Genomic DNA, 23,264 nt, shown 5'->3' with positions numbered 1-23,264 from the left:
GGCTAGGCGCTCCTTCGCAGACGCGGATCGATGAGCGTGTAGAGCACATCGACGACGAGGTTGAGAATCAGGGTGATGGCGACGAGCACCATGACCACCGATTGCACGGTGAGCATGTCGCGGTTGCCGACGGCGTCGAGCAGCATCGAGCCGAGGCCCGGAATCACGAACACGCGCTCGATGACCACGGCGCCGATGATGAGCGCCGCGATCTGCACGCCCGTCACGGTGATGACCGGAATCGCGGCGTTGCGCAGGCCGTGCTTCAGCAGCGCGCCGTTCTTGCTCAGGCCCTTCGCGCGGGCGGTACGCAGGTAGTCCTCGCTCATCACCTCGAGCACGGCCGAGCGCACGTAGCGGGTGAGAATCGCGCCCTGCACGGAGGCGAGGGCCACGACGGGCAGGATCAACCGGCGAACGAAGTCGCCGAAGTCTTCGGATGGTGCGGTCCAGCCGTTCGCCGGGAGCCAGCCGAGGCCGACCGCGAACACCATGACGAGCAGGATGCCGGCGAGGAAGCCGGGGATCGCGACGCCGATCTGCGATCCGAGCCCGATGGCGACGCCCGAGAAGTTGCGGTGCTTCACCGCGGCCCAGGTGCCGAGCGGAATCGCGACGAGCAGGGCGACCACCATCGCGGTGAGTACGAGGATCAGGCTGACCTGCACGCGATCGAGCACCATCGGGCTGATGTCGGTGCGCGTGACGTACGAGGTGCCGAAGTCGCCAGTGAGCAAGCCGCCGAACCACTCGAAGTACTGCACGATGAGCGGGCGGTTCGTGCCGAACTGCTCGCGCGTCTGTGCGAGGAGTTCGGGGGTGGCGTTGGTGCCGAGCGCGATCTGGGCGGGGTCGCCGGGGATCAAGCGCATGAAGAGGAACACGACGACCGTGGCGACGACATAGGTCACCGCGAATCTCGCGAGATTGATCAGGATCCGTATGGCCATGCGGGTTCCTCGAGTTCAGGGGGAGGGGTGCGGGGTGTTGCGTCGTGCACACTGCGGGTGGTGCAGGGTGCTGGGTGAGCGATTACTGCCCGAACCCGTTGGGTACGGGGCAGCAATCACTCACCCAGAGTCTGGGCGAGAAGTGTTACTTCCAGCTCAGGTCGGTGAGGTCGAGCGCCTCGATAATCGCATTCTCGGGCATGCCCTGCAGCCCGGCCTTCGCAACCGTGATGTTCGGGAAGAGGAACAGCACGCCCGATGCGGCATCGTCGACGATCTGCTCGGAGACCCGCTTCATGCCCTCGACGTAGCCGGCCTCGTCGGCGGCGTCGGCCTCCGCAGCGATGGGGGCGATCTTCGAGTTGTCGTACCCGATGTAGTAGTTCGGGTCGTTGAACACGGTGAGGATGTCGCGCGCCTCGACGGCGAGCACCGTGGTCAGCTGGTAGTCATGCTTGTTGAACACCTGATCCAGCCAGACGGCGGGGAACTCGGCGGACTCGATCTTCGCGTTGATGCCCACGTCTTTCAGCTGCGACACGACGATCTCGGAGACGGCCTGCGCGTAGGGGCGGGTCGGCACCGTGAACGTGATGTCCAGGTTCTCCTGGCCGGCCTCCTTGAGGAGCTCCTTGGCCTTCTCGGGGTCGTAGGGGTACGTGTCGTTCAGATCCTCGTAGTACGGATCGGTCGGCGTCGCGTAGGTGGCGACGAGCGAGCCGTAGCCGTTCCACGCGGTGTCGAGGATCGCCTGCTTGTCGAGGGAGTAGAGCACTGCCTGGCGCACGCGCACGTCGTCGAAGGGTGCGGCCTTGTTGTTCATGGAGAGCGACACCTCGCCGCTCGACGTGCCGGTGGTGACCACGAACTTGTCGTCGGACTCGAAGCTCGACAGCAGCTCGGGCGCCTGCAGGTTCGCGATCGCGTCGACGTCGCCAGTCTGCAGCGCGTTGGTGGTGGCCGTCGCGTCGGCGAAGTACTTCAGCGTGACCTGCTCGACGCCGGGCGCTTCGCCCCAGTAGTCGTCGCGGGTGTCAAAGACGAGGCTCTCGTTCGGCGTCCACTTCTCGACGGCGTAGGGGCCGGTGCCAACGGGGGTGTTGGCGAGGTCGGCCACGCCGTCCTCCGAGAAGATCGCTCCGACGGGCGTCGCGAGGCTGAAGAGCCAGGCGTTCGACGGGGTGCTCAGCGTCACGGCCACCTCGGTCGGCGAGACGACGTCAACGCTGTCGACGACATCCATCTTCGCCTTGAGGCTCGAAACCCAGTCGGTCTTGACACGGTCGAAGCTGAACTTCACGTCATCAGCGGTGAACTCGTCGCCGTTTGAGAACGTCACGCCCTCTTGCAGGGTGAAGGTGTAGGTCTTGCGATCGTCGCTGACCGTCCACTCCTTCGCGAGGAGCGGCTGAATCTCGCCCGACTGGTCGAGCTCGACGAGGCCTTCGTAGACGTTCGACATGAGCGCCTGCGGAATCGCGGAGCCGGCGGTCGTGGTGAAGTCGAGGTTCGTCGGTGTGCCGGTGATGGCGATGGTTGCAGTCGTCGGGGTGTCGCCGTCACCGCCCGAGCTGCTGCCCGCGCCGGCGGAGCAGCCGGCTAGACCGAGAACGGCCGCGGTGGCGAGCGCCGCCGTGGTGAGAATCGCATTCTTACGTCGCATCATTGCTTTCCTGTGGCTGCTTTCCTGTGACTCAGGCCTCGGGATCCGTGGCCGTTGATGGGTGAGTATTCGGGCGACGATGCCCAATCACCGTTCCGCACAGCACAGCGTATGCGCGGAACGGGTACTGCGGGGTACTGCAAATCCCGAGAGATTTCGAACCAGGATACATGGTAAGACCACTTAAGTGGGCGCTATCATCGGATCACGCGACCGGTGACCCCGAGTCGTGATACAGCCGTAACCGAGCGCAGTCGCTCAGCCGCCCGCGGACCGCCGACCAGCCGTCGCCGCACCGCCCACCAGGAAGAGACCAGGTGTCCACGACCCACAGCTTCGAGCCGGCGGTGCCCGTGCACACCTATCAGCGCATCGTCGATCAGATCGAACAGGCGATCGTCTCGGGTGACATCCCTGTCGGATCTCAGCTGTCGAGTGAACGCGACCTCATGGTGCAGTTCGGCGTCAGCCGACCGACCGTGCGCGAGGCGCTGCGTATTCTGCAGAGCATGGGCCTGCTCGAGTCGCGCCCCGGCACGCGCGGCGGGCCCGTCGTGCTCGCGCCGTCGTCCAAGACCCTCTCGCGCTCGCTGCGCGCGCTCGTCGGTACCGACGCCCTCGACGTCTCCGCGCTGGTCGAGTACCGTGTCGTGCTCGAGGGCACGACGAGTCGCCTCGCTGCGGTGCGCCACACCCCGGATCAGCTCGACCGCATGCGCGCGGCCATCGAGCAGATGGAGCGCGACGCCGAGGCGAACGCCGATACCTTCGCCGCCGCCGATGTCGAATTCCACGAGGCGATCTGGGAGGCGAGTGGCAACGAGGTGCTGCGGCTCACCGGCGAAGCCGTGTCGGGAGTGCTGCGCGCGATCATTCAGCGCGACGTCGAGAACGAGCACCACGACAACAGCCTGAAGCTCGAATCCGCCACGATCGACCGTTCCCTGTTCACTGCGATCGAGCAGCGCAACGCCGAGCTCGCGAGCCGCATCGCCCGACGTGCGGTGGCCGACCGCTTCGGGCTGCTGGTCGAGAACGACATCGACCGCCGCGCACTGGCCGCGCTCGCCGAGTAGCGCCCGCCTGCGTTTGGCGCTGCGTGCTCACCTTCGCCGTGCGCCGACCAGCGCCAGCACCACGCTGAGCGTCGCGGCCCCCAGGGCGAACACGGTGACGGCCGGCGCCAGTCCGAGCGACCCGACCAAGACGCCGAGTCCGATCACCGGTACGGCGCTGCCGAGGTAGGTCACCGTGTAGATCGCGCTCACCGTCGATGCGTGGCGCTGCGGATCGACGGCCGCGGTCGCGGCCGTGAACGCCGACTGGAACGCGATGCCCTGCCCGGCGCCGGCGAGCGCGCAGGTGACAATGAGGAACCAGACGGCACCGATCGTGCCGGCCGCGGCCAGACCGATGAGCGCGATCGCGAGCACTGCGAGCCCGACCGGCAGACGCCAGCGTCCGCGCAGGGGCAGCACCTGCACCAGCGCCGAGGCGGCGAGGGTGATGGCGGCGAGTGCGCCGATGACCGGGCGCGACTCGGTGCCGGCGATCACGGCGAAGTGCGACGGTGCGAGCGACAAGCAGAATCCGAACACGGTGAAGCTCAAGAACCCGGTGGCCGCGGCGAGGCGGAACGCGCGTGCGGCGTGCGGGTGGTTGCGGCCCGGTGATCCGACACCATCGGGCTGAGGCTCGGGGGCATCAGCGAGGGCGATGCCGAGATACTGCGGCGCGCATTCGGGGTGCGGCGCGATGAGCAGTACCAGCTGCACGAGGGTGGCCAAGAGTGCCGCGACCACCAGATACGGGGTGTGCAACGGAACACCGACCAGTGAGAGCAGCCCGCCGGCGACCGGCCCGGCCGCCACACCGCCCGACGTTGCGAGCAGCGTGAGGCGACCGACGAGCGCCGGGCGGCCGGGCAGCAATGCGCGCAGCGCGCCCGAGCCGATGCCCGTCGCGCACGCCACCGCGATGCCCTGCACGGCGCGGGCGACGCAGAACCAGCCGAGCGTCGGCGCGAAGGCGAGGGCCGCGGTGGCGAGCGAGGCGGCCGCGAGGGCGGCGACCAGCACGGTGCGGCGATTGACCCGGTCGGCGACGTGGCGAAACACGAGCAGCCCGACGATCAGCGCGAGCACATAGCTCGAGAACGCGATCGTGACGCCGAGCGAGTCGATGCCCAACTGTGTCTCGAGCAGCGGGAACAGCGGCGTACTGAGGTTGGCACTCACCAGCAGCGTGAACAGTGCGAGTGCGGTGAGCACGACCCGGGCACGCGGTCGGTGCAGCGCCGGGTGGGGGAGGCCGGGGCGGGCCTGCCGGGAGGGGGCGTTCGGGGTGGTGAGCGCTGGGGTGCGGTGCGCGAGCGGCGCCGCGGGTGCCTGGGACATGGCGGTCTCCTTCTGCGAACGCAAGGGTGGCGCGTTCGGGTGTATCGCCCGCGGGGTGGTGCGGGAGGGATCCACGTGCGGCGGGGGTGTCCACCGGCACGTGTATGAGTTCATCGTATGCGAGTCGATCTGCGCAAGCGACTCGGTCTGAATTGATCGATATGATCAATATGGAGATCATGAGTCGGGCAGAAAGTGGGCAATATGAGCGTCATCGATACGACGGACCGGCGCATTCTGCATCTGCTTGATCAGGATGCTCGAATGCCGACCGCCATGATCGCGACGAAATTGGGTCTCGCGCGCGGCACCGTGCAGGCACGGCTCGAGAAGTTGCGCGATTCGGGCGCTTTGCGTCTGCACAGCTCCCGCGTCGCACCCGCCGCTCTGGGGCGCCCCGTCGCCGCCAGCGTGCAGGTCGAACTCGACCAGCATCTGATCGGTGACGCGATCGCGGCGCTCGCCGGCATCCCAGAGGTGCTCGAGTGCTTCGCACCCGCCGGCAGCACCGACCTCTTGCTGCGCGTCGTCGCCCGAGACCCCGACGACCTCTACCGGGTGAGTGAAGAGATTCGCCTCTGCCCGGGCATTACCCGCACCTCGACGAGCCTCTTCTTGCGCGAGGTGATCCCGTACCGCGTGACCGGTTTGCTCGATGCCGGCAGCTGACCCTCACTCATAGACTGGGTCCATGAATGATCGTGAGACCCGTCACGCCGAACTCGCCGAGCACTACCTGCCCGCCGAGGTGCTCGCGCGCGTCCGCGAGCGCGCCGCTGAGTACGACCGCGAGAACCGGTTCTTCGATGAAGACCTCGCCGAGCTGATCGACCGCGGCTACCTGCAGGTCTTCGTGCCCGCCGAGTTCGGAGGCCCCGGCCTGACCCTCCACGAGGTGTCGCGGTTGCAGCAGCGACTGGCCGGCGCCGCACCCGCGACTGCACTGGCCGTCAACATGCACCTGCTGTGCACGGGCGTTGCGGCGGCGCTGCTCGCCCGCGGTGACCGGTCCCTCGTGCGGGTACTCGACGAAGCGGTAGCCGGCGAGATCTTCGCATTCGGCATCAGCGAGCCCGGCAATGACTGGGTGCTGCAGGGCTCGAATACGGTGGCGGATCCCCAGCCCGACGGCAGCTACCGCTTGTCGGGGGTGAAGATCTTCACCTCGTTGTCGCCCGCCTGGACGCGCCTCATCGCGCACGGCCTCGACGCGAGCGACCCCGAGAGCCCGCAACTCGTCTTCGGGTTCATCGAGCGAGGCGACGCCGGCGTCTCGGTCTCCGAGCACTGGGACGTGCTCGGCATGCGCGCGTCTCAGAGCCGCGCCACGACCCTCGACGCCGCGGTCATTCCGGCCGACCGGGTGGTGCGGCGGGTGGAACCCGGCCGCGTGCCCGACCTGCTCACCTTCTCGATCGCCGCGCAGTTCCAACTGCTCGTGGGCTCGGTCTACGCCGGTGTCGCTCGGCGCTGCCTGGAGCTGGGGGCCGAAGCGCTGCGCCGTCGCCGGTCCGCAGCCCGCGATCTGGCCCTGGCTGAGGCCCCCGAATGGCGGTCGAGGATCGCCGAGGCCCACCGCGCATTCCTTTCGGTGCCCGCACTCCTCGACAGCGCGACCCGTGACTTCGACGAGCAGATCGATCACGGTGCGGCGTGGCCGCTGAAGTTCGTGACCGCGCGCATTGCGGCCGGCGACGCCGCGCGGAGTGCTGCCGAAACGGCCCTCGCCTGCTCAGGCGGGGCAGGGTTCGGCGGGGCGAACGAGGCGAGCCGCCTCTATCGCGACGCCGCGGCCAGCCTCTTTCACCCGCCGGGCGCCGAGGCGGCGCAAGCGATGTACGCCGCGGCACTGCTCGACGATCACTGACGGACGCCGCGCGGCCTGGCGCACCGTGCGGTTCGCGGTCACCGATTAGTCGCCGAGCGGTGCGAGCCGATGTTCCATGCAGACGAGTTGCGGGCGCTCGTCCCAGGAGTCGACGCGGGTGAAGCCGCGTCGCTCGTAGAGCGCGATCGCGGGGGAGCGCCACTCCCACACCGACAGGCGCAGCGCCAGCGTGCCGATCGATCGGGCGTGGGTCGCGGCGGTGTCCACCAGTGCCGACGCGACGCCCCGACCCCGCGCGGCCGGATCGGCCCATAACCGTGTGAGCTCCGAGATGCCGGATCGCGGGGCCCTCAGCACGACGCACCCGACCGCGGCGCCGCCATCGATCGCCACGAGCACGCGGTCATCCGCGAATGCTCGGGCGGGATCGTGCACCTCGCGCCGATAGCGATCCGGCAGCGCATCGACGTCTGCGACCGGCATGCCTTTTTCGCGCTCGGTCTCCAGGTGGTAGTCGGCGAGCAGCGCTCGCAGCGCACGATCGGCGTCGTCGGAACCGGGTGTCCACGTGAATACGATGATGTCGGCAGCCATGCAACCAGCCTGCCGCACGTGCGTGACGCGCGCATTTCAGGAGATGACGAGGCCCCCGCAGCGCGGCTGAGGCGAAAGTTTAGGCGACCGGCGACGCCGTTGTCGGCGGTCACCGGCCACGATAGCCCCACTTGCGACGGAAGTGAACCCGATGCAATTGCACTGGTGACCGAATCGTTATCGGGCGGCTCGCCTCGCCGAGATCGCGAGCGACGATGCTAGCGTATTCGTGGATAGCAGTCGAAGTAGGACGTGGGGGCAGGATGCGGAAACGACGGACGAGCGCGGTCAGGCGCCTGCTCGGGGCATTCGCCGTGTGCACGATTGCCGCGGGTGCGCTGGTCGGTGGGCAGCTCGGCGCCGCTCCGGCGCAGGCACTCGATCTCCCGACCTGGGACGACGTGCAGGCCGCCAAGCAGAACCAGTCGGCGGCTTCGGCCAAGGTGAAAGAGATCGAGAATCTCATCGCCGAGGGCGAGAAAGAGCTCGACCGTCTGCGGAACCTGCACGCCACCACGATCGATGAGCTGCGCGCTGCCGAAGACGCGCTCGCCGCAGCTTCGGCGAAGGCCGACACGCTCGAGAAGCAGGCGGAGCAGAGCCGCAAGGACGCCGAAGACGCCGCCGATCGCGCGGGTGCGCTGGTCGCGCAGATGTACCGCTCGGGCGGGGTGGATCGCAGCGTCGAGATGTTCCTCGACGCCGACGGCAGCACTGCCGACGCACTGCTCGACCGCATGGCGTCGATGTCGAAGGCGACCGAGCGCAACACTTCGCTCTCCCAGGAAGCCGAGCAGGCTTCGAATACCGCGGCTACGCTCGGCCAGCAGGCCGAATCCGCAGCGCAGGAGCGTGAGGAACTGCGCCAGGTCCAGGAGGACAAGGAGCAGGCCGCTGCGACGGCGGTCGCCGGTCAGGGTGAAAAGGTGCAGGCGCAAGAGGCACAGCAGAAGACCCTCGAGACGCAACTCGCGGCACTGAAAGACACGACGACCAAGACGGTCAAGGGCTACGAAGAACGACTCCGCATCGAAGAGGAGCAGCGTAAAGCCGAAGAAGAACGCCTGCGTAAAGAAGCCGAGGCTGCGGCGAAGGCGGCTGCCGAAGAAGCGGCCCGCCAGGCCCAAGAGAACGCCAACAACGGCGGCGGGGGCGGTGGAGGCACCGGTGGTGGCTCCGGCGGCTCCGGCGGTGGTGGTGGCGACACCGGTGGTGGCTCCGGCGGTGGCGGCGGTGGCAACGGCAGCTCGAACGGCTGGGTGTACCCGACCTCGGGCTTCTACGTCTCCGAGGGCTTCCGCCCGCCCGGGCGCCCCGACCACACCGGTATCGACCTCGCAACGAACTGCTGGACCCCGATCGTCGCCGCGGCTGCGGGCACGGTGCAGATGGTCTACTGGGACGGTGGCGGCGGCGGCAACATGGTCAACGTCAACCACACGAACGGCTGGCAGACCCGATACGCACACATGGTGCAGTGGGGCAGCGTCTACCAGGGGCAGTGGGTCGAAGCCGGCCAGCTGCTCGGCTACGTCGGGTCGACCGGCGCGAGCACCGGGTGCCACCTCCACTTCGAGATGCGCCCGAACCAAGACAGCGGGTGGTACGACTTCGTCGACCCGGCGGGGGTGATGAGCTTCTACTAAGGAGCAATCGACGGGCAACGCAGAGGGGCTCGGGATCATGGTGATCCCGAGCCCCTCTGCGTGCGCGGCGAGGTACTCGCCGATGCCGCTCCTGGGTCAGTGGCCCTCGGTCTTCAGACGCTCCTGCGCCTCGACGATCAGCTGCTCGGCATCGGCCGCCGAACCCCACGCATCGACCTTGACCCACTTGTTCGGCTCAAGATCCTTGTAGTGCTCGAAGAAGTGCTCGATCTCCTTGCGGGTGTACTCCGGGATGTCGGCGACATCCTGGATGTGTGCCCAGCGCGGATCCTTGTGCTGCACCGCGATGACCTTGTCGTCGCCGCCGGCCTCATCGCTCATCTTGAGCACTCCGACGGGGCGCACCTTGACGCCGACGCCCGGGAACACCGGGTAGTCGAGCAGCACGAGCACGTCGAGCGGATCGCCGTCTTCGCCAAGCGTCTCCTCGAAGAAGCCGTAGTCGGTCGGGTAGACGAAGCCCGTGTAGAGCACGCGGTCGAGGTAGACCCGCCCGGTCTCGTGATCGACCTCGTACTTGTTGCGGCTCCCCTTGGGGATCTCGATGACGGCATCGAATGCAGCGGCCATGCGCTCCTCCGTGCTTTCTGTGACGGGCCGCGTAACGGCCGTTGAGCATTTGCGCCCCCAGGCTACCCGAACGCGGGGGAGGCGGGCGCGGTGCCGGGTACGGTGGAGTCATGCTGCAGACCGACGTTCTCGCCACTCGTCACGCCGTGCGCCGCGCGCTGCAGGCCGAATTCGGGTCGCTCGATGCGGCCGCGGATGCCGCGAACGCGCCGCTCGTACTCGTCGCACTGTCGGGCGGCGCCGACTCGCTCGCACTCGCGGCGGCCACGGCCTTCGTTGCCCCGCGCGCCGGGCTGCGGGCCGGGGCGGTCGTCGTCGACCACGGTCTGCAACCGGGGTCTGCCGATGTGGCGTCGCGCGCCGCGCAGCAGGCCGTCGAACTCGGCCTTGCACCGGTGGTCGTGCGTCAGGCGAATGTCGAGGTGGTGCACGCGCGCGGTGACGGCCCAGAGGCGGCGGCTCGAGACGCCCGCTACGCGGAGTTCGCCGACGCGATCGTCGAGACCGGTGCGACGGTGCTGCTGACCGCGCACACCCGAGATGATCAGGCGGAGCAGGTGCTGCTCGGTCTTGCGCGAGGCTCGGGGGCCCGCAGTCTTGCCGGTATCCCGCCGCGGCGCGCAGTCGGTCGCAGCATCATGCTGCGGCCATTTCTCGACGAGTCGGTAGACATCACGCGAGCGGTTACTGTCGGCGCCTGCCGTGAGGCGGGTCTCGACACCTGGCAGGATCCGCAGAACCTCGATCCGCGATTCACCCGCGTGCGGGTGCGCACCTCGGTGCTCCCGCACCTCGAGCGAGAACTCGGGCCGGGCGTCGCTGCGGCGCTCGCGCGGAGCGCAGATCTGGCCCGGGAAGACGCAGAGGCCTTCGACGTCATCATCGCCGAGCAGATCGAAGAGATCGTCGAACCCGCCGAAGCGGGCATCGCCGTGTCGGTGCGCGCCCTCGCGGCGAATCCGGCGGCGCTGCGCCACCGCATCATTCGCACGGTCGCGACGGCGGAGTTCGGCAGCGAACTCAGTCGTGAGCACACGCTCGCCATTGCGGCGCTGGTGACCGATTGGCGTGGACAGGGTCCGATCGAGGTGCCGGGCATCACCGTGACCCGATCCGGTGGGCGCATCGTGTACACCCGCAGGGTCGGATCGCCCCGAGCCAGTGTCGCGGGCACCGGCGGCGCAGTGGAAGAATAGACCCATGGATGCGAAAGATCTGGGTAGTGACCTCTCCGTCGTACTGCACACCGAAGCCGAGCTGCACCAGCGTCTCGCAGAGCTGGCCCGAGAAATCGAGGCCGATTACACCGAGGAGCCCCCGCTGCTCGTCGGCGTACTGAAGGGCGCGGTCATGGTCATGGCAGACCTCGCGCGCGAGCTCCGGTTCCACGCGCAGATGGACTGGATGGCGGTGTCGTCGTACGGTGCCAGCACCAAGTCGAGCGGCGTCGTGAAGATCCTCAAGGATCTCGACGCCGATATCACCGGCCGAGATGTGCTGATCGTCGAAGACATCATCGACTCGGGTCTGACCCTGTCGTGGCTGAAGGAGAACCTGGAGAGCCGCGGGGCGAAGTCGGTGCGCATCTGCACCATGCTGCGCAAGCCCGAGGCGCTCAAGGTCGACGTCGACGTCGCCTACATCGGCTATGACATTCCCGTCGAGTTCGTCGTCGGCTACGGTCTCGACTACGCGGAGAACTACCGCAATCTTCGCGACGTCGCGGTGCTCGCACCGCACGTGTACGGCGGAGAGTAAGCCCGCGAGCGGCATCGAGGGCGTTGTTCGCGCTCCGATGCCGCTCCAACAGTGCGCCGTGAGCGGACAAGCCTCATCGGCTCAGTCCGATGTCAGAGGCATTGGCTACGCTTACTCGTGCTGGATCTTCCCGGCACGTTCCTTCTGAAAGGTCCAGTCTTGGCAGAGAATTCGACGAAGAGCACCTCGAAGAGCCGTCGCTTGTTCCGCGGCCCGTTGCTCTACCTGATCCTCGCACCGGTCATCGTGCTGCTCGGGTGGTCGCTGCTCTCTGGCGGGAGCACGCGCGAAATTTCGACGGATCGCGGCCTCGATCTGCTCTCGAGCGGAAAGGCGCAGCACGCCGAGATCATCGACGGCGATCAGCGCGTCAACCTGAAGCTCGCAAAGGCCGACGAAAAGACCGGGTCGCAAGAGGTCTACTTCTACTACGTCGCGCCGCGCGGTGCCGACGTGGTCTCGGCGGTCGACGATGCGAAGCTCAAGGACGGCTTCACCGATCAGGTGCCTCAGGCGAACCCGATCTGGTCGATCCTGAGCTTCCTGCTGCCGCTCCTCATCATCGGTGTGCTGATCTGGTGGATGCTCTCGTCCATGCAGGGCGGCGGCCGGGGGGTCATGCAGTTCGGCAAGTCGAAGGCGAAGCTCGTCTCGAAAGAGACGCCGCAGGTCACGTTCGCGGATGTCGCCGGCGCCGATGAGGCCGTCGAAGAACTGCACGAGATCAAAGACTTCCTGCAAGACGCGACGCGCTTCCAGGCCGTCGGTGCGCGCATTCCGAAGGGCGTGCTGCTCTACGGCCCTCCTGGTACGGGCAAGACCCTGCTCGCCCGCGCGGTCGCGGGTGAGGCCGGAGTGCCCTTCTACTCGATTTCGGGCTCGGACTTCGTCGAAATGTTCGTGGGTGTCGGCGCCAGCCGTGTGCGCGATCTCTTCAAGGAGGCGAAGGCCAACGCGCCCGCCATCATCTTCGTCGACGAAATCGACGCGGTCGGCCAGCGCCGCGGCCAGGGCATGGGCGGCGGTCACGACGAGCGCGAGCAGACGCTGAACCAGCTGCTCGTCGAGATGGACGGCTTCGATCCCAAGACGAACGTGATCATGATCGCGGCGACGAACCGCCCCGACATGCTCGACCCGGCGCTGCTGCGCCCGGGCCGCTTCGACCGTCAGGTCGGCGTCGACGCCCCCGATATGCCGGGCCGACTCAAGATCCTGCAGGTGCACTCGAAGGGCAAGCCGCTCTCCAAGAACGTCGACCTTGAGGTCGTGGCGCGAAAGACCCCGGGCTTCTCGGGTGCTGATCTCGCGAATGTGCTCAACGAGGCGGCGCTGCTGACGGCGCGTTCAAACGCGCAGCTCATCGACAATCGCGCGCTCGACGAGGCGATCGACCGGTCGATCGCCGGCCCGCAGCGTCGCACTCGCCTGATGCGCGATCACGAAAAGTTGATCACCGCCTACCACGAGGGCGGCCACGCGCTCGTCGCCGCGGGGCTCAACCACACCGACCCGGTGACGAAGATCACGATTCTGCCCCGCGGCCGTGCGCTCGGGTACACGATGGTGATCCCGCTCGAAGACAAGTACTCGGTCACGCGCAACGAGCTGCAAGACCAGCTCGCTTACGCGCTGGGCGGTCGTGTGGCTGAAGAACTGGTCTTCCATGACCCCACGACGGGTGCCGGCAACGACATCGAGAAGGCGACAGGCACCGCCCGCAAGATGGTCACCGAGTACGGCATGTCGGCGACCATCGGTCCGGTGAAGCTCGGGCAGGGGCAGCCGGGAGCCTTCATGGGTGAGTTCGGGCAGAACCGCGACTACTCCGAGGGCCTCGCGACGACCATCGACGCTGAAGTGCGCGAGCTCATGGAGCAGGCCCACAACGAGGCGTACGAGGTGCTCGTGAAGAACCGCGACATTCTCGACCGGCTCGCGCGCGAACTGCTCGAGAAAGAAACGCTCGATCACATTCAGATCGCCGAGATCTTCCAAGACGTTGAGAAACTCGCCCCGCGCCCCACCTGGCTGTCGCACAACGGGCGCCCGGTCTCTGATCGCCCGCCGATCGAGGTGCCGGCCGCTCTGCGCACCGATAACCGCCATGTCGGCGAGCCCGCACCTGCTGAGTCTGCGGACGCAACGCCCGCAGACGACGCGTCGACGCCCGACTCGCCGACGTCCGACGATTCAACGACTGAGGCCTCGACTGCACCCCAGGGCGACTCCGCAGCGTCGTCTCCTGAGAACCAGGCACCCGCGCCCTCGGCATCGGCCGAACCGCAGGCACCCCTGGCTCCGGGCGAATCGAGTCAGCCGCCGCGCAACCTCGGCGTGCGCAGTGACGACGATCGCGACGACTCGAGGTAACGCGCATGGGGGAGACCGTGGATCGCGAGCGGATCGCTTCGGCGGTGCGCGAGCTCATCAGTGCGATCGGGGCGAACCCCGATAGCCCGGAGCTCGCGAGCACGCCGTTCCGTGTCGCCGACTCGTACGCCGAGTTCTTTGCCGGAATCGGCCGTGATCCGGCAGTGCTGCTCTCAGATTCGGTGCCGGTCGGCGATGACACCGGCGAACTGGTGCTCGTGCGCGACATCACGCTGCGTTCGATGTGCGAGCACCACCTGCTCCCGTTCCGCGGACGAGCGCACGTCGCGTATCGTCCACGCGCGCGCGTCGTCGGCCTGAGCGCGATTCCGCGGGTCGTCGACACGCTCGCCGCGCGCCCCCAGATGCAGGAGCGGCTCGGCGAGCAGATCGCGCAAACGCTGCACGACGGCCTCGACCCCGAGGGGGTGCTGGTCGTGCTCGAAGCCAGCCACGGCTGCGTCGCCGATCGTGGCGTGCGTCAGACCGAATCTCTCACGATCACGGTGGCATCGCGCGGGTCGCTCGCGGCCCCGGTCGAGCAGGCAGCCGTTTTCGCCCTGCTCGGCCGTTCCGAGAGCTCTGAGGCGTGAGCCCCGTCGACGCGGTCGCCGCCACGGTGGCACCAATCGTGATGGGCGTGCTCAACGTCACCCCCGATTCCTTCAGCGACGGGGGCCAGTTCCTCGCCGCCGACGCCGCGATTGCGCGCGGCCTCGAACTCGCGCGGCACGGCGCCGATGTCGTCGATATCGGCGGCGAATCGACGCGGCCCGGAGCCGTCGCCGTCGCACCCGCCGAAGAACTGGAGCGCGTGCGTCCGGTCATCGCCGCCCTCGCATCGGCCGGCGTCGCAGTGTCGGTCGACACGCTGCACGCTTCGACCGCGCGTGCCGCTGTCGAAGCCGGGGCGCGGTACATCAACGACGTCTCGGGCGGTCTCTTCGACGCCGACATGCTCGCGGTCGCCTCAGAGGCGAGCCGGCACCGCGCCGTGCGCTTCATCATCGGCCACTGGCGCGGCATCCCCGACCCGGCGCACCTGCGATCGGACTACTCCGACGTGGTGCGCGACGTCTGCGAGGCACTCGCTGAGCGCGCCCGAGCAGCAATCGCGGCGGGAGTCGACCCCGCCCACATCGTGCTCGACCCGGGCCTCGGATTCGACAAGACCGCCGAGCAAGGTTGGCAGATGCTCGCCCGGCTTGACCAACTGCGCGCTCTCGGGTTCCCGGTGCTCGTGGGAGCCTCGCGCAAGCGGATGCTGGGCGAGACCATCGAGTCGCTCGCCGCTCACGTACCGGGCACCGAATCGACCCACCCGCGAGACCTGGCGACCGCCGTGGTGACGGCGCTCGTGGCGCAGGCCGGTGCCTGGGGAGTGCGTGTGCACGACGTGGTCGGCTCGCGTCAGGCGCTGGCGGTGCACGCGGCCTGGCAGTCCGGGCTGGGCATGGCGGCCGCGGCGGCCCCGAGCAGTGCCTTGAGCTCCGCGGCCGACGCAGTGGCGCACGCTGATCGCATCACGCTCACCGGCCTCGAAGTCTTCGCCCATCACGGCGTGTTCGATTTCGAGCGCGAGCAGGGTCAGCGCTTCGTCATCGATGCCGAGGTCGCCGTCGATCTGGCGCCTGCGGCAGCGGGCGACGCCCTCGAACGCACCGTGCACTACGGCGAGCTCGCCGAGGCGATCGCAGCCGCGGTCGCCTCCGATCCGGTAGACCTGATCGAAACCGTCGCCGAACGCGTCGCCGCAGTTGCACTGGGCTTCTCGGCAGTGCAGTCGGCGCGCATCACCGTGCACAAACCAGACGCGCCGATCACGGTGCCGTTCGCCGACGTCTCGGTGACCGTCGTGCGCGAGCGCTCACGCGACGGAGGCGACACATGATCGCGCAGGTCGTGCCCGTGCTGTTCGCCTTCGGCGCCAATCTCGGTGATCGCGGGGAGACGATTCGGGCGGCGCAGCGCGACCTTGCGGCGACGCCCGGCATTGATCACCTCGTGACCTCCGCGCTGCGCGAGACCATCGCGTTGACCGTGCACGGGCCTGACCCCGAGGCCCCGCGATACCTCAACGGAGTGGCGACGGCATCGACGTCGCTCGATCCGCACACGCTGCTCGACCGTATGCAGGCGATCGAGGCCGCGCACGGTCGGGTGCGCGACGCACGCTGGGGCGACCGCACGCTCGACATCGATCTGGTGCTCTTCGGGGGTCGCGTGATCCGCGACGATCGGCTCGAGGTGCCGCACCCCCGCGCGCACGAGCGCGACTTCGTGCTCGCGCCCTGGCTCGACCTCGACCCGAACGCCGTGCTCATGGGGCACGGTCGCGTCGCCGAGCTCCTGGCGCGCATCGGCGACACCACGACGCCCGCGACGCACGCAGCATCGTACGAGTCGAGCTCCTCCGGCACCGCGACAGAAACGGGGGAGCGCCGTGCGCAAGATTGATCGCACCAATCCGCTCGCTATCGTCGCCGCTGCCGCCATGGGGGCAGCGGTCGGGCTCGTGGTGCAGTTCGCGCTCTCGAGCCGCGGCGCACCGCCGCTCGTGCCCCCGCTGTCACTCTCGGCCTCACTCGCGATTCTGGCGGCGGTGCTGCTCATCTTTGGGCTCCGGCTGCACCGACAGGTGCGCAAGCGCCCCGGTGCGGTGAACCCCTTCCATGCCGTGCGCCTGCTGGTCACCGCACGCGCCGGGCAACTCGTCGGCGGGTGTTTCGGCGGCTTCGGTGCGGGGCTGCTGCTCTCGCTCGCCGGCCGCTCGATCGCTGCGCCGACCGCCACCTGGTTGCCGATGGTGTTCGTCGTCGTCGCGGCTGCCGCGCTCATCGCGTGCGCCGCGATTGCCGAGCATCTGTGCCGCGTGCCCCCGGGAGACGACGGCGCCGACGACGATTCGGGCATCGAACCGGGCCGTGGCCCGGCCGATCAGACGGCCTACCGCGAGCACTGAGGCGCAGCGGCGAACGATCGCTTCGCGCCTCTGACTCCTCGACCGGTCGGGGCCTAAGCTGGAGGCATGACTCCGGATGGTGTAGATACGGCTGAGACGACGAGCGGTTGGCAGACCGAGCAGGTCGCCTGGAAGCGGGTCTCCCCGTCGTACGCCTGGGCCGACCTCGCGATGAATCTGCTCTTCGTCGTCGCGCTCGCGGCGGTGCTCGTGGTCATTCTCGTGCTGTCGCGCGGCGATGCCCCACTGTTCTTCCGCATCGCCTTGCCGGTGCTCATCGTCATCTTCCTGATCAACGCGATCTTCGCGTTCCGCCGCGTGCGGGCCATCGGGTATGTGCTGCGCGAAGACGACCTGCTCTTCCGTCGCGGCATCATGTTCGAGCGGGTCATTGCGGTGCCGTACGGCCGACTGCAGCTCGTCGATGTGACACGTGGACCACTGCTGCGCGCGCTGGGGCTCGCAACCCTCAAATTCGTCACGGCGTCCGCGGCGACCGGGGTGCACCTCCCCGGCCTGCCGCACGCCGAAGCCGAAGAGCTGCGCGACCGTCTGGTCTCGCTCGCGGAAGCGCGGAGGTCGGGCCTGTGACCCAGGAGTCCGACGGCGCCGTCGTCGATCCCTCGGTCGACGCGCGGTTGCCGGGCACCTCCGACGCCGACGGCTGGCGTCGCATGCATCCGCTCTCACCGCTGCTCCGCGGCGGCCTCGCCCTCATCGTCATTGCGGGCATTGTGATCGCGAACTTCCGCGATCACTTCGTGCAGTTCTTCTTCGCCGATCGCTTCGCGGTGCCCGGCGGGTCGGTCGATGTCTCGGGCGAGGGCGACCTCGTCGATGTGTACGAGTACCTCGCTGCGGAGGGGCTGCTGCTGCTCGTGCTCGGCGGCATTCTGCTCGTCATTCTGCTGATCGTGCTCTTCTCGTGGCTCGCTTGGCGATTCGCGACCTACCGCATCACAGACGCCGCCGTCGAGGTGCGCAGCGGTGTGCTCTTCCGTTCGCACCGCCGCGCTCCGCTCGAGCGCATTCAGAGCGTGAACCTGCAGCGGTCGCTCCTCGCCCGCGCGCTGGGCCTCACCAAGATCGAGGTCGTCACCGCGGGCCAGGGCGGCAAGGTCGAACTCTCGTACCTCGGGCATCGGGATGCCAAGACGGTGCGCGAGCAGATATTGCAGGTGTCGGGGGCACGACGTCGTGGCGGTCACAGCGCTCAACGCGGCGTCGCAGACGTGAGTGGCCCGGCACCCGTCGGCTACGACGGCTTCGTCTACGACACCGCGGGCGATCCGGTGACGTCGCGCGCTCAAGACTTCATCGATGCCGATATCGACCCCGAAGCGCTGCGCGCCCACACACTGGTGACGGTGCCGATCGGCCGCCTCGCAGCGAGCATCGCGCTCGGTTGGGAGTCCGTGATCCTGGTCCTCATGATCGTGGGCATCGTGATCGGCGGCGCGGTGCTCGAAGCGTTCCTAATCTTCGGTGTGATCCCGCTGATCATCGTGATGGTCAGCATCATGTTCGGCCAGCTCAACAAGGGGTTCAAGTTCACGCTCTCGCGCACCGATGACGCTGTGCGCACGGGGTCGGGCCTCACCGCGACGATGACCGAATCGATTCCCTTCGGCCGCATCCACGCGGTCGAGGCACGTCAGCCGCTCCTCTGGAGGCCGCTCGGCTGGTGGAAGGTGCGCATCACGACGGCGGGGCATTCGGTGGCTCAGGGCGGGCAGAATGCGACGCAGAACGTGGTGCTGCCGGTAGGGCGAGAGGCTGACGTACTGCGCGTCATCGACACGCTGCTCCCGGGTGACGGTGATGCCGAAGCCGCTTTCGCCGCGCTGCGCGATGGGCTGACCGGCCCTGCCGCGAACTACGTCCATGCAGGGCGCCGTTCGGCGACCGTGCTGCTCTGGGGGCGACGGCGCGCCGGTCTGCGCATCGCCGACGCCGAATTCGAGCATGCGTCGCTCCGGGTGCGTCGCGGCGTGCTGACTCGCTCGCTCTCGATCATGCCGATCTTGCGTGCGCAGTCGGTGCAGTTGCGGCGCCCGATGGTGCACCGCATGCTGGGGCTGGCGTCGATCCAGGCCCATACGGTGCTCGGGCCGGTGCGCATGGAGATGCGCGGTCTCGATCTCGATGCGGCTCGTTCGGTATTCGACGATCTCACGGCCACGGTGCTCCGCATTCAGGGCGGGGAGGCGTCGCGCATCATCGCGATGCGTGACGATGCCGCGCCGGAGGCAACGCAGGCACCCGAGACGCCGCAGGTCACCGAGATGCTGGAGTCGCAGGAACCACCGGAATCGCAGGCATCACCGGAGACGCCGGAGGCACCGCGGTGAACGCGGGTGCGCAGGCCTCCCGACTCGGCATCGGCATCGTCGGTGCCGGCAGGGTCGGGCCGGTGCTAGCGCGAGCCCTGGCAGGCGCGGGTCACGCCATCGTCGCGATCCACGCCTCCGGAGAGGACGGGCGCGAGCGCGCCGAGTCGATGCTGCCGGGTGTGCCGCAGCTCGAGGTCGCTGAGGTCGTGCGGCGATCCGAACTCGTGCTGTTCGCCGTGCCGGGAGCCGAGCTGCCCGCTCTCATCTCGGGGCTCGCGGCGACGGGTGCGTGGCAGCCTGGCCAGCTCGCCATTCACACCGCGCCCGAGCACGGCATCGGCGTCTTCGCGCCGGCGCTCGCGGCCGGCGTGATTCCGCTCGCGCTGCACCCTGCAATGGTCTTCACCGGCACGAGCCTCGATCTGACTCGGCTCGCCGAGGCGACGGTCGCGGTCACTGCGCCGACTCCCGTGCTGCCGATCGGGCAGGCGCTCGCGGTCGAAATGGGGGCCGAGCCCGTGATCGTCGCCGAGCAGGATCGCGCCGCGTACGCCGAATCAGTCGGTGCCGCGAGCGAATTCTCGCGAGCGATCGTGCGCAACGCGCTCGATGCCCTCCGCGGCCTGGGCATCGAGCACCCAGAACGCGTGGTCGGCGGGATCGTGCGAGCCGCCATCGAGGAAGAGTTGATCGCCGGGACGGCCGATCCGGAGGTCTGATCACGGAAGCTAGGATGGACCGGTACGTCGACCCGATCCGGAGGATCCCGCCACAATGAGCGATCAGACCGCAGCACCCGCAGATTCCGCCCCCGAGGCGAGCGCCGAAGAGATCTTCGAGCAGAAGCGGGTGCGACTCGAGAAGCGCGATCGGCTGAACGCCGACGCCGACCTCGCGGGCGGTGCTTACCCGGTGTCGCTGCCGGTCACCACGACGATTCCGGCCGTCCGTGCCCAGTACGGGCATCTCGAAGAAACGCCCGACACGGCCTCGGGCGAGACCGTGGGCGTCGCAGGCCGCATCGTGTTCCAGCGCAACACGGGCAAGCTCTGCTTCGCATCGCTGCAGGCCGGTGACGGCACGCGCATCCAGGCCATGGTGAGCCTGGCCGAGGTGGGCGAGGAGTCGCTCGCACGCTACAAGGAGCTCACCGACCTCGGCGATCACCTGTTCATCAGCGGCGAGGTCATCTCGAGCCGCCGCGGCGAGCTCTCCATCATGGTGCGCGAGTGGGTCATTGCGGCGAAGGCGATCGCCCCGCTCCCGAACATGTACGCGGAGCTGAATGAAGAGACGCGCATTCGCCAGCGCTACCTCGACCTGATTCAGCGCGAGCAGGCGCGCATCAACGTCGTCACCCGCGCCCGCACGATGGCGAGCCTGCGCCAGACCTTCGCCGCGCGCGACTTCATCGAGGTCGAAACCCCGATGCTGCAGACGATGCACGGCGGCGCCTCGGCCCGCCCGTTCGTGACGCAGTCGAACGCGTTCGATACCGAGCTCTACCTGCGCATTGCACCTGAGCTGTACCTCAAGCGCGCGGCCGTGGGCGGCCTGGAGCGCGTCTTCGAGATCAACCGCAACTTCCGCAACGAGGGCGCCGATTCGACGCACAGCCCCGAGTTCGCGATGCTCGAGGCGTACGAGGCGTACTCCGACTACAACGGCATCGCCGACCTGACTCAGCTGCTCATCCAGAACGCGGCGCTGGCGGCCAACGCCGGCACCGACCGCGCGGGGTCTCACGTGGTGCAGTGGGCCGACGGCACGCTGTTCGACCTCGGCGGCGAGTGGGATCGCATCTCGATGTACGGCACCCTCTCGGAGGCGGCCGGCCGCGAGATCACCCCCGACACCACCGTCGACGAGCTGCAGGCCATCGCCGATGCCGAGGGCGTCGAGGTGCATCTGCCCAACCACGGCAAGCTCGTCGAAGAGCTGTGGGAGCACTTCGTGAAGGGCGGCCTCGAGCGCCCGACCTTCGTCATGGACTTCCCCGTCGAGACGAGCCCGTTGACGCGTCACCACCGCTCCATTCCGGGCGTCGTCGAGAAGTGGGATCTCTACATCCGCGGGTTCGAGCTGGCGACGGGCTACTCCGAGCTGGTCGACCCGGTGGTGCAGCGCGAGCGCTTCGTGCAGCAGGCCGCCGAGGGTGCGCGCGGCGATGACGAAGCGATGCCGATCGACGAAGACTTCTTGCGCGCGCTCGAGCATGGCATGCCGCCGTCGGGTGGCATGGGCATGGGCATGGACCGCCTCCTGATGGCCCTGACCGGGCTCGGGATCCGCGAGACCATCCTCTTCCCGATCGTCAAGTAGCGAAGACGGGCCTGCCCGGGTTATTCCCGGGCAGGCCCGATACACTAGGGGCACTATGGACAACTGGTGGCTGAACGCGGTGTGGTCGCTCACGCCGACCGTGCTGATCGGGCTCTTCTTCTGGATGGTGCTGCGGCTCATCCTGCGCGCCGACCGCACGGAGCGCCGCGTGTACCAGCAGCTCGAAGACGAGGAGCGCGCGAAAGCGGGCCTGCCGTCGCGTCGCGAATCCTGAGAAGTCGCTGATCCCCGGTACAGTGATGCATAGCGCACCCGCGCGCTGATTCACGAGGGGGCCCGCATGGACATCGACTGGTTGGGCGTCAACTGGCCGTATGTCTGGACCTGGATCGTACTGGTCGTCGACAACGTCATCCGCGTCGTCGCGGTCTTCGTCGTGCCGCGCAACCGTCGCCCGACGGCCGGCATGGCCTGGTTGATGGCGATCTTCGCGCTCCCGGTGCCGGGCCTGCTGCTCTTCCTCATCATCGGCAGCAAGCGACTGCCGCGCTCGCGCGAACGCAAGCAAGAGGCGATCAACCAGTTCGTGGCGCAGATCGCCGACGAGGAGGAAGCGGATCTCGTCACCCCGCACGAGCGCCTGTTCCCCGGCCTCGACAGCGCCGTGAAGCTCGGCCGATCGCTCGGGGCGCAGCCGATGCTGCAGGGCAACTCCGCCAGCATCTGCATCGACTACGAAGAGTCGTTCGCGCGTATGGCCGAGGCGATCCGCACCGCCAAAGAATACGTGCACGTCGAGTTCTACATACTCGTGCACGACTCGACCACCGAGCCGGTGTTCGCCGCGCTGCGCGAGGTCGCGGCTCGCGGCGTGAAGGTGCGCGTGCTGCTCGACCACATCTCGGCGGTGCGCAATCCGGGCGCCAAGCGCACCCGCAAGAGCCTCACCGACCTCGGTGCCGAGTGGGCGTACATGCTGCCCGTGCGCCCGTGGCGCGGCGAGTATCAGCGACCCGACCTGCGCAACCACCGCAAGCTGATCGTCGTCGACGGCGAGATCGGGTTCATGGGGTCGCAGAACCTCGTCGACTCGAGCTACAACAAGCCGTCGAACCGCCGCCGCGGCCTGCACTGGAAAGATCTCATGGTGCGGGTCGAGGGGCCGATCGTGCTCGGGCTCGAAGCCGTGTTCCAGGGCGACTGGTACCTCGAGACCGGCAACTACCTCACCGAGCTCACGGGCGAGGCGGTCACGGTCGATCAGCCGGGCGAGCTCGATTGCCAGATCGTGCCGAGCGGGCCGGGGTACGCGGGCGAGAACAACCTGCAGGTGTTCGTCGCGCTGCTCTATACGGCGCAGCGCCGCATCAGCATCACGAGCCCGTACTTCGTGCCCGACGGCTCGATCATGAACGCGGTGCGCGCGGCGACGGCCCGCGGGGTCGAGGTCGAACTCTTCGTCTCCGAGATCGGCGATCAGGCCGTGGTCTACCACGCCCAGCGCTCGTACTACGAAGAGTTGCTGCGGGCCGGCGTGCGCATCTGGATGTTCCGGCCGCCGTACATCTTGCACTCCAAGCACTTCACCATCGATGAAGAGGTCGCGGTCGTCGGTTCCTCGAACATGGACCAGCGATCCTTCGGCCTGAACATGGAGATTTCGATGGTGGTGCACGGTCGCGGCTTCGTCGACGATCTCGACGGGGTCAACGATTATTACCGCGAGAACTCCCGCGAGTTGACGCTTGAGGAATGGGAGAAGCAGTCACTGCCCTCCCAGCTGCTCGACGGGATCGCCCGCCTCACGTCGGCGCTGCAGTAGGGCGATCGCTGCCGCGAGGTCTACGCTGAACTCGGCGGTCACGGCCGCCGAGTTCACACCGAATG

The 23,264-nt window shown here is 68.1% G+C and carries 22 protein-coding genes; 17 read left to right on the top strand and 5 right to left on the bottom strand.

Translation table 11 applies throughout. The annotated features are described in order from the left end of the window. Window positions 1–2 precede the first annotated feature (2 nt). Both AMS67_RS06530 and AMS67_RS06525 read right to left on the bottom strand, forming a co-directional pair. Window positions 3–950 (bottom strand): ABC transporter permease, encoded by a 948-nt coding sequence (locus AMS67_RS06530; protein ID WP_053386611.1) that lies wholly within the window; start codon window positions 948–950, stop codon window positions 3–5. 145 nt (window positions 951–1,095) lie between these two features. Next, window positions 1,096–2,616, bottom strand: coding sequence for an ABC transporter substrate-binding protein (locus tag AMS67_RS06525; protein WP_053386610.1), 1,521 nt, complete (start codon window positions 2,614–2,616; stop codon window positions 1,096–1,098). A 314-nt stretch (window positions 2,617–2,930) separates the two neighbouring features. On the opposite strand from AMS67_RS06525, the gene AMS67_RS06520 reads away from it, so the two are divergent. Next, window positions 2,931–3,689, top strand: coding sequence for a FadR/GntR family transcriptional regulator (locus tag AMS67_RS06520; protein WP_053351806.1), 759 nt, complete (start codon window positions 2,931–2,933; stop codon window positions 3,687–3,689). A gap of 27 nt (window positions 3,690–3,716) precedes the next feature. Here the strand turns inward: AMS67_RS06520 and AMS67_RS06515 are convergent, their stop codons facing one another. Beyond that, window positions 3,717–5,009 carry an MFS transporter gene (locus AMS67_RS06515; RefSeq protein WP_053386609.1) on the bottom strand — a complete coding sequence of 431 codons (1,293 nt, stop codon included), beginning with the start codon at window positions 5,007–5,009 and terminating at the stop codon, window positions 3,717–3,719. A gap of 204 nt (window positions 5,010–5,213) precedes the next feature. Here AMS67_RS06515 and AMS67_RS06510 point away from each other — a divergent pair, with 204 nt between their 5' ends. Further along, window positions 5,214–5,678 carry an Lrp/AsnC family transcriptional regulator gene (locus AMS67_RS06510; protein WP_053386608.1) on the top strand — a complete coding sequence of 155 codons (465 nt, stop codon included), beginning with the start codon at window positions 5,214–5,216 and terminating at the stop codon, window positions 5,676–5,678. Between the two features lie 22 nt (window positions 5,679–5,700). Then, window positions 5,701–6,876 carry an acyl-CoA dehydrogenase family protein gene (locus tag AMS67_RS06505; RefSeq protein WP_053386607.1) on the top strand — a complete coding sequence of 392 codons (1,176 nt, stop codon included), beginning with the start codon at window positions 5,701–5,703 and terminating at the stop codon, window positions 6,874–6,876. 45 nt (window positions 6,877–6,921) lie between these two features. On the opposite strand, the gene AMS67_RS06500 is transcribed toward AMS67_RS06505, so the two are convergent. Further along, window positions 6,922–7,431 (bottom strand): GNAT family N-acetyltransferase, encoded by a 510-nt coding sequence (locus tag AMS67_RS06500; RefSeq protein WP_053386606.1) that lies wholly within the window; start codon window positions 7,429–7,431, stop codon window positions 6,922–6,924. A 263-nt stretch (window positions 7,432–7,694) separates the two neighbouring features. Here AMS67_RS06500 and AMS67_RS06495 point away from each other — a divergent pair, with 263 nt between their 5' ends. Further along, window positions 7,695–9,077, top strand: coding sequence for a M23 family metallopeptidase (locus AMS67_RS06495; protein ID WP_082305335.1), 1,383 nt, complete (start codon window positions 7,695–7,697; stop codon window positions 9,075–9,077). A gap of 96 nt (window positions 9,078–9,173) precedes the next feature. On the opposite strand, the gene ppa is transcribed toward AMS67_RS06495, so the two are convergent. After that, window positions 9,174–9,668 (bottom strand): inorganic diphosphatase, encoded by a 495-nt coding sequence (gene ppa, locus AMS67_RS06490; RefSeq protein WP_053386605.1) that lies wholly within the window; start codon window positions 9,666–9,668, stop codon window positions 9,174–9,176. Between the two features lie 110 nt (window positions 9,669–9,778). Between ppa and tilS the strand changes: the two genes are divergently transcribed. The 13 genes from tilS to cls all read left to right on the top strand — a co-directional run bounded on the left by tilS (window position 9,779) and on the right by cls (window position 23,199). Further along, window positions 9,779–10,864, top strand: coding sequence for a tRNA lysidine(34) synthetase TilS (gene tilS / locus AMS67_RS06485; RefSeq protein WP_053386604.1), 1,086 nt, complete (start codon window positions 9,779–9,781; stop codon window positions 10,862–10,864). Between the two features lie 4 nt (window positions 10,865–10,868). Next, entirely contained in the window at window positions 10,869–11,426 is a 558-nt protein-coding gene (hpt, locus tag AMS67_RS06480; protein WP_053351814.1) for a hypoxanthine phosphoribosyltransferase, read from the top strand. A gap of 159 nt (window positions 11,427–11,585) precedes the next feature. Then, a complete protein-coding gene (gene ftsH / locus AMS67_RS06475; RefSeq protein ID WP_053386603.1) occupies window positions 11,586–13,799 on the top strand; it encodes an ATP-dependent zinc metalloprotease FtsH in 2,214 nt (737 codons plus the stop codon). Between the two features lie 5 nt (window positions 13,800–13,804). Further along, on the top strand, window positions 13,805–14,392 hold the full coding sequence (gene folE / locus AMS67_RS06470; protein ID WP_053351816.1) for a GTP cyclohydrolase I: 588 nt from the start codon (window positions 13,805–13,807) through the stop codon (window positions 14,390–14,392). Further along, window positions 14,389–15,690: a dihydropteroate synthase gene (gene folP / locus AMS67_RS06465; protein WP_241488004.1), complete on the top strand. Its 1,302-nt coding sequence runs from the start codon at window positions 14,389–14,391 to the stop codon at window positions 15,688–15,690. Before folE ends, folP begins: the two co-directional genes overlap by 4 nt. Next, a complete protein-coding gene (gene folK / locus AMS67_RS06460; protein ID WP_082305334.1) occupies window positions 15,687–16,256 on the top strand; it encodes a 2-amino-4-hydroxy-6-hydroxymethyldihydropteridine diphosphokinase in 570 nt (189 codons plus the stop codon). Before folP ends, folK begins: the two co-directional genes overlap by 4 nt. Continuing rightward, window positions 16,243–16,761: a DUF3180 family protein gene (locus tag AMS67_RS06455; RefSeq protein WP_053386602.1), complete on the top strand. Its 519-nt coding sequence runs from the start codon at window positions 16,243–16,245 to the stop codon at window positions 16,759–16,761. The genes folK and AMS67_RS06455 overlap by 14 nt, the downstream gene beginning before the upstream one ends. Before the next feature lie 66 nt (window positions 16,762–16,827). Next, window positions 16,828–17,352, top strand: a complete 525-nt coding sequence (locus AMS67_RS06450) for a PH domain-containing protein (protein ID WP_053386601.1) — start codon at window positions 16,828–16,830, stop codon at window positions 17,350–17,352. Beyond that, window positions 17,349–19,112: a PH domain-containing protein gene (locus tag AMS67_RS06445; RefSeq protein WP_241488003.1), complete on the top strand. Its 1,764-nt coding sequence runs from the start codon at window positions 17,349–17,351 to the stop codon at window positions 19,110–19,112. The genes AMS67_RS06450 and AMS67_RS06445 overlap by 4 nt, the downstream gene beginning before the upstream one ends. Continuing rightward, window positions 19,109–19,813, top strand: coding sequence for a Rossmann-like and DUF2520 domain-containing protein (locus AMS67_RS06440; RefSeq protein WP_053386600.1), 705 nt, complete (start codon window positions 19,109–19,111; stop codon window positions 19,811–19,813). The genes AMS67_RS06445 and AMS67_RS06440 overlap by 4 nt, the downstream gene beginning before the upstream one ends. A gap of 55 nt (window positions 19,814–19,868) precedes the next feature. Beyond that, the gene (gene lysS / locus AMS67_RS06435; RefSeq protein WP_053386599.1) at window positions 19,869–21,416 is read left to right on the top strand and encodes a lysine--tRNA ligase; all 1,548 of its coding nucleotides are present in this window, start codon (window positions 19,869–19,871) and stop codon (window positions 21,414–21,416) included. 55 nt (window positions 21,417–21,471) lie between these two features. Next, on the top strand, window positions 21,472–21,651 hold the full coding sequence (locus AMS67_RS06430) for a hypothetical protein (RefSeq protein ID WP_053351821.1): 180 nt from the start codon (window positions 21,472–21,474) through the stop codon (window positions 21,649–21,651). 66 nt (window positions 21,652–21,717) lie between these two features. Continuing rightward, a complete protein-coding gene (gene cls, locus AMS67_RS06425) occupies window positions 21,718–23,199 on the top strand; it encodes a cardiolipin synthase (protein ID WP_053351822.1) in 1,482 nt (493 codons plus the stop codon). Window positions 23,200–23,264: the final 65 nt, after the last annotated feature.

This window comes from Leucobacter japonicus, from assembly GCF_001273855.1.
Lineage (GTDB): Bacteria > Actinomycetota > Actinomycetes > Actinomycetales > Microbacteriaceae > Leucobacter > Leucobacter japonicus.
The sequence above is the reverse complement of the archived record's forward strand: the minus strand, read 5'-3'. Positions and strand labels throughout refer to the sequence as shown.

Excerpts from the sequence above, each read along its gene's own strand:
- AMS67_RS06530 (WP_053386611.1), bottom strand. The coding sequence starts at position 950 with ATGGCCATACGGATCCTGATCAATCTCGCGAGATTCGCGGTGACCTAT.
- AMS67_RS06525 (WP_053386610.1), bottom strand. The coding sequence starts at position 2,616 with ATGATGCGACGTAAGAATGCGATTCTCACCACGGCGGCGCTCGCCACC.
- AMS67_RS06515 (WP_053386609.1), bottom strand. The coding sequence starts at position 5,009 with ATGTCCCAGGCACCCGCGGCGCCGCTCGCGCACCGCACCCCAGCGCTC.
- AMS67_RS06510 (WP_053386608.1), top strand. The coding sequence starts at position 5,214 with ATGAGCGTCATCGATACGACGGACCGGCGCATTCTGCATCTGCTTGAT.
- AMS67_RS06505 (WP_053386607.1), top strand. The coding sequence starts at position 5,701 with ATGAATGATCGTGAGACCCGTCACGCCGAACTCGCCGAGCACTACCTG.
- AMS67_RS06500 (WP_053386606.1), bottom strand. The coding sequence starts at position 7,431 with ATGGCTGCCGACATCATCGTATTCACGTGGACACCCGGTTCCGACGAC.
- AMS67_RS06495 (WP_082305335.1), top strand. The coding sequence starts at position 7,695 with ATGCGGAAACGACGGACGAGCGCGGTCAGGCGCCTGCTCGGGGCATTC.
- ppa (WP_053386605.1), bottom strand. The coding sequence starts at position 9,668 with ATGGCCGCTGCATTCGATGCCGTCATCGAGATCCCCAAGGGGAGCCGC.
- tilS (WP_053386604.1), top strand. The coding sequence starts at position 9,779 with ATGCTGCAGACCGACGTTCTCGCCACTCGTCACGCCGTGCGCCGCGCG.
- hpt (WP_053351814.1), top strand. The coding sequence starts at position 10,869 with ATGGATGCGAAAGATCTGGGTAGTGACCTCTCCGTCGTACTGCACACC.
- folE (WP_053351816.1), top strand. The coding sequence starts at position 13,805 with ATGGGGGAGACCGTGGATCGCGAGCGGATCGCTTCGGCGGTGCGCGAG.
- folK (WP_082305334.1), top strand. The coding sequence starts at position 15,687 with ATGATCGCGCAGGTCGTGCCCGTGCTGTTCGCCTTCGGCGCCAATCTC.
- AMS67_RS06450 (WP_053386601.1), top strand. The coding sequence starts at position 16,828 with ATGACTCCGGATGGTGTAGATACGGCTGAGACGACGAGCGGTTGGCAG.
- lysS (WP_053386599.1), top strand. The coding sequence starts at position 19,869 with ATGAGCGATCAGACCGCAGCACCCGCAGATTCCGCCCCCGAGGCGAGC.
- AMS67_RS06430 (WP_053351821.1), top strand. The coding sequence starts at position 21,472 with ATGGACAACTGGTGGCTGAACGCGGTGTGGTCGCTCACGCCGACCGTG.
- cls (WP_053351822.1), top strand. The coding sequence starts at position 21,718 with ATGGACATCGACTGGTTGGGCGTCAACTGGCCGTATGTCTGGACCTGG.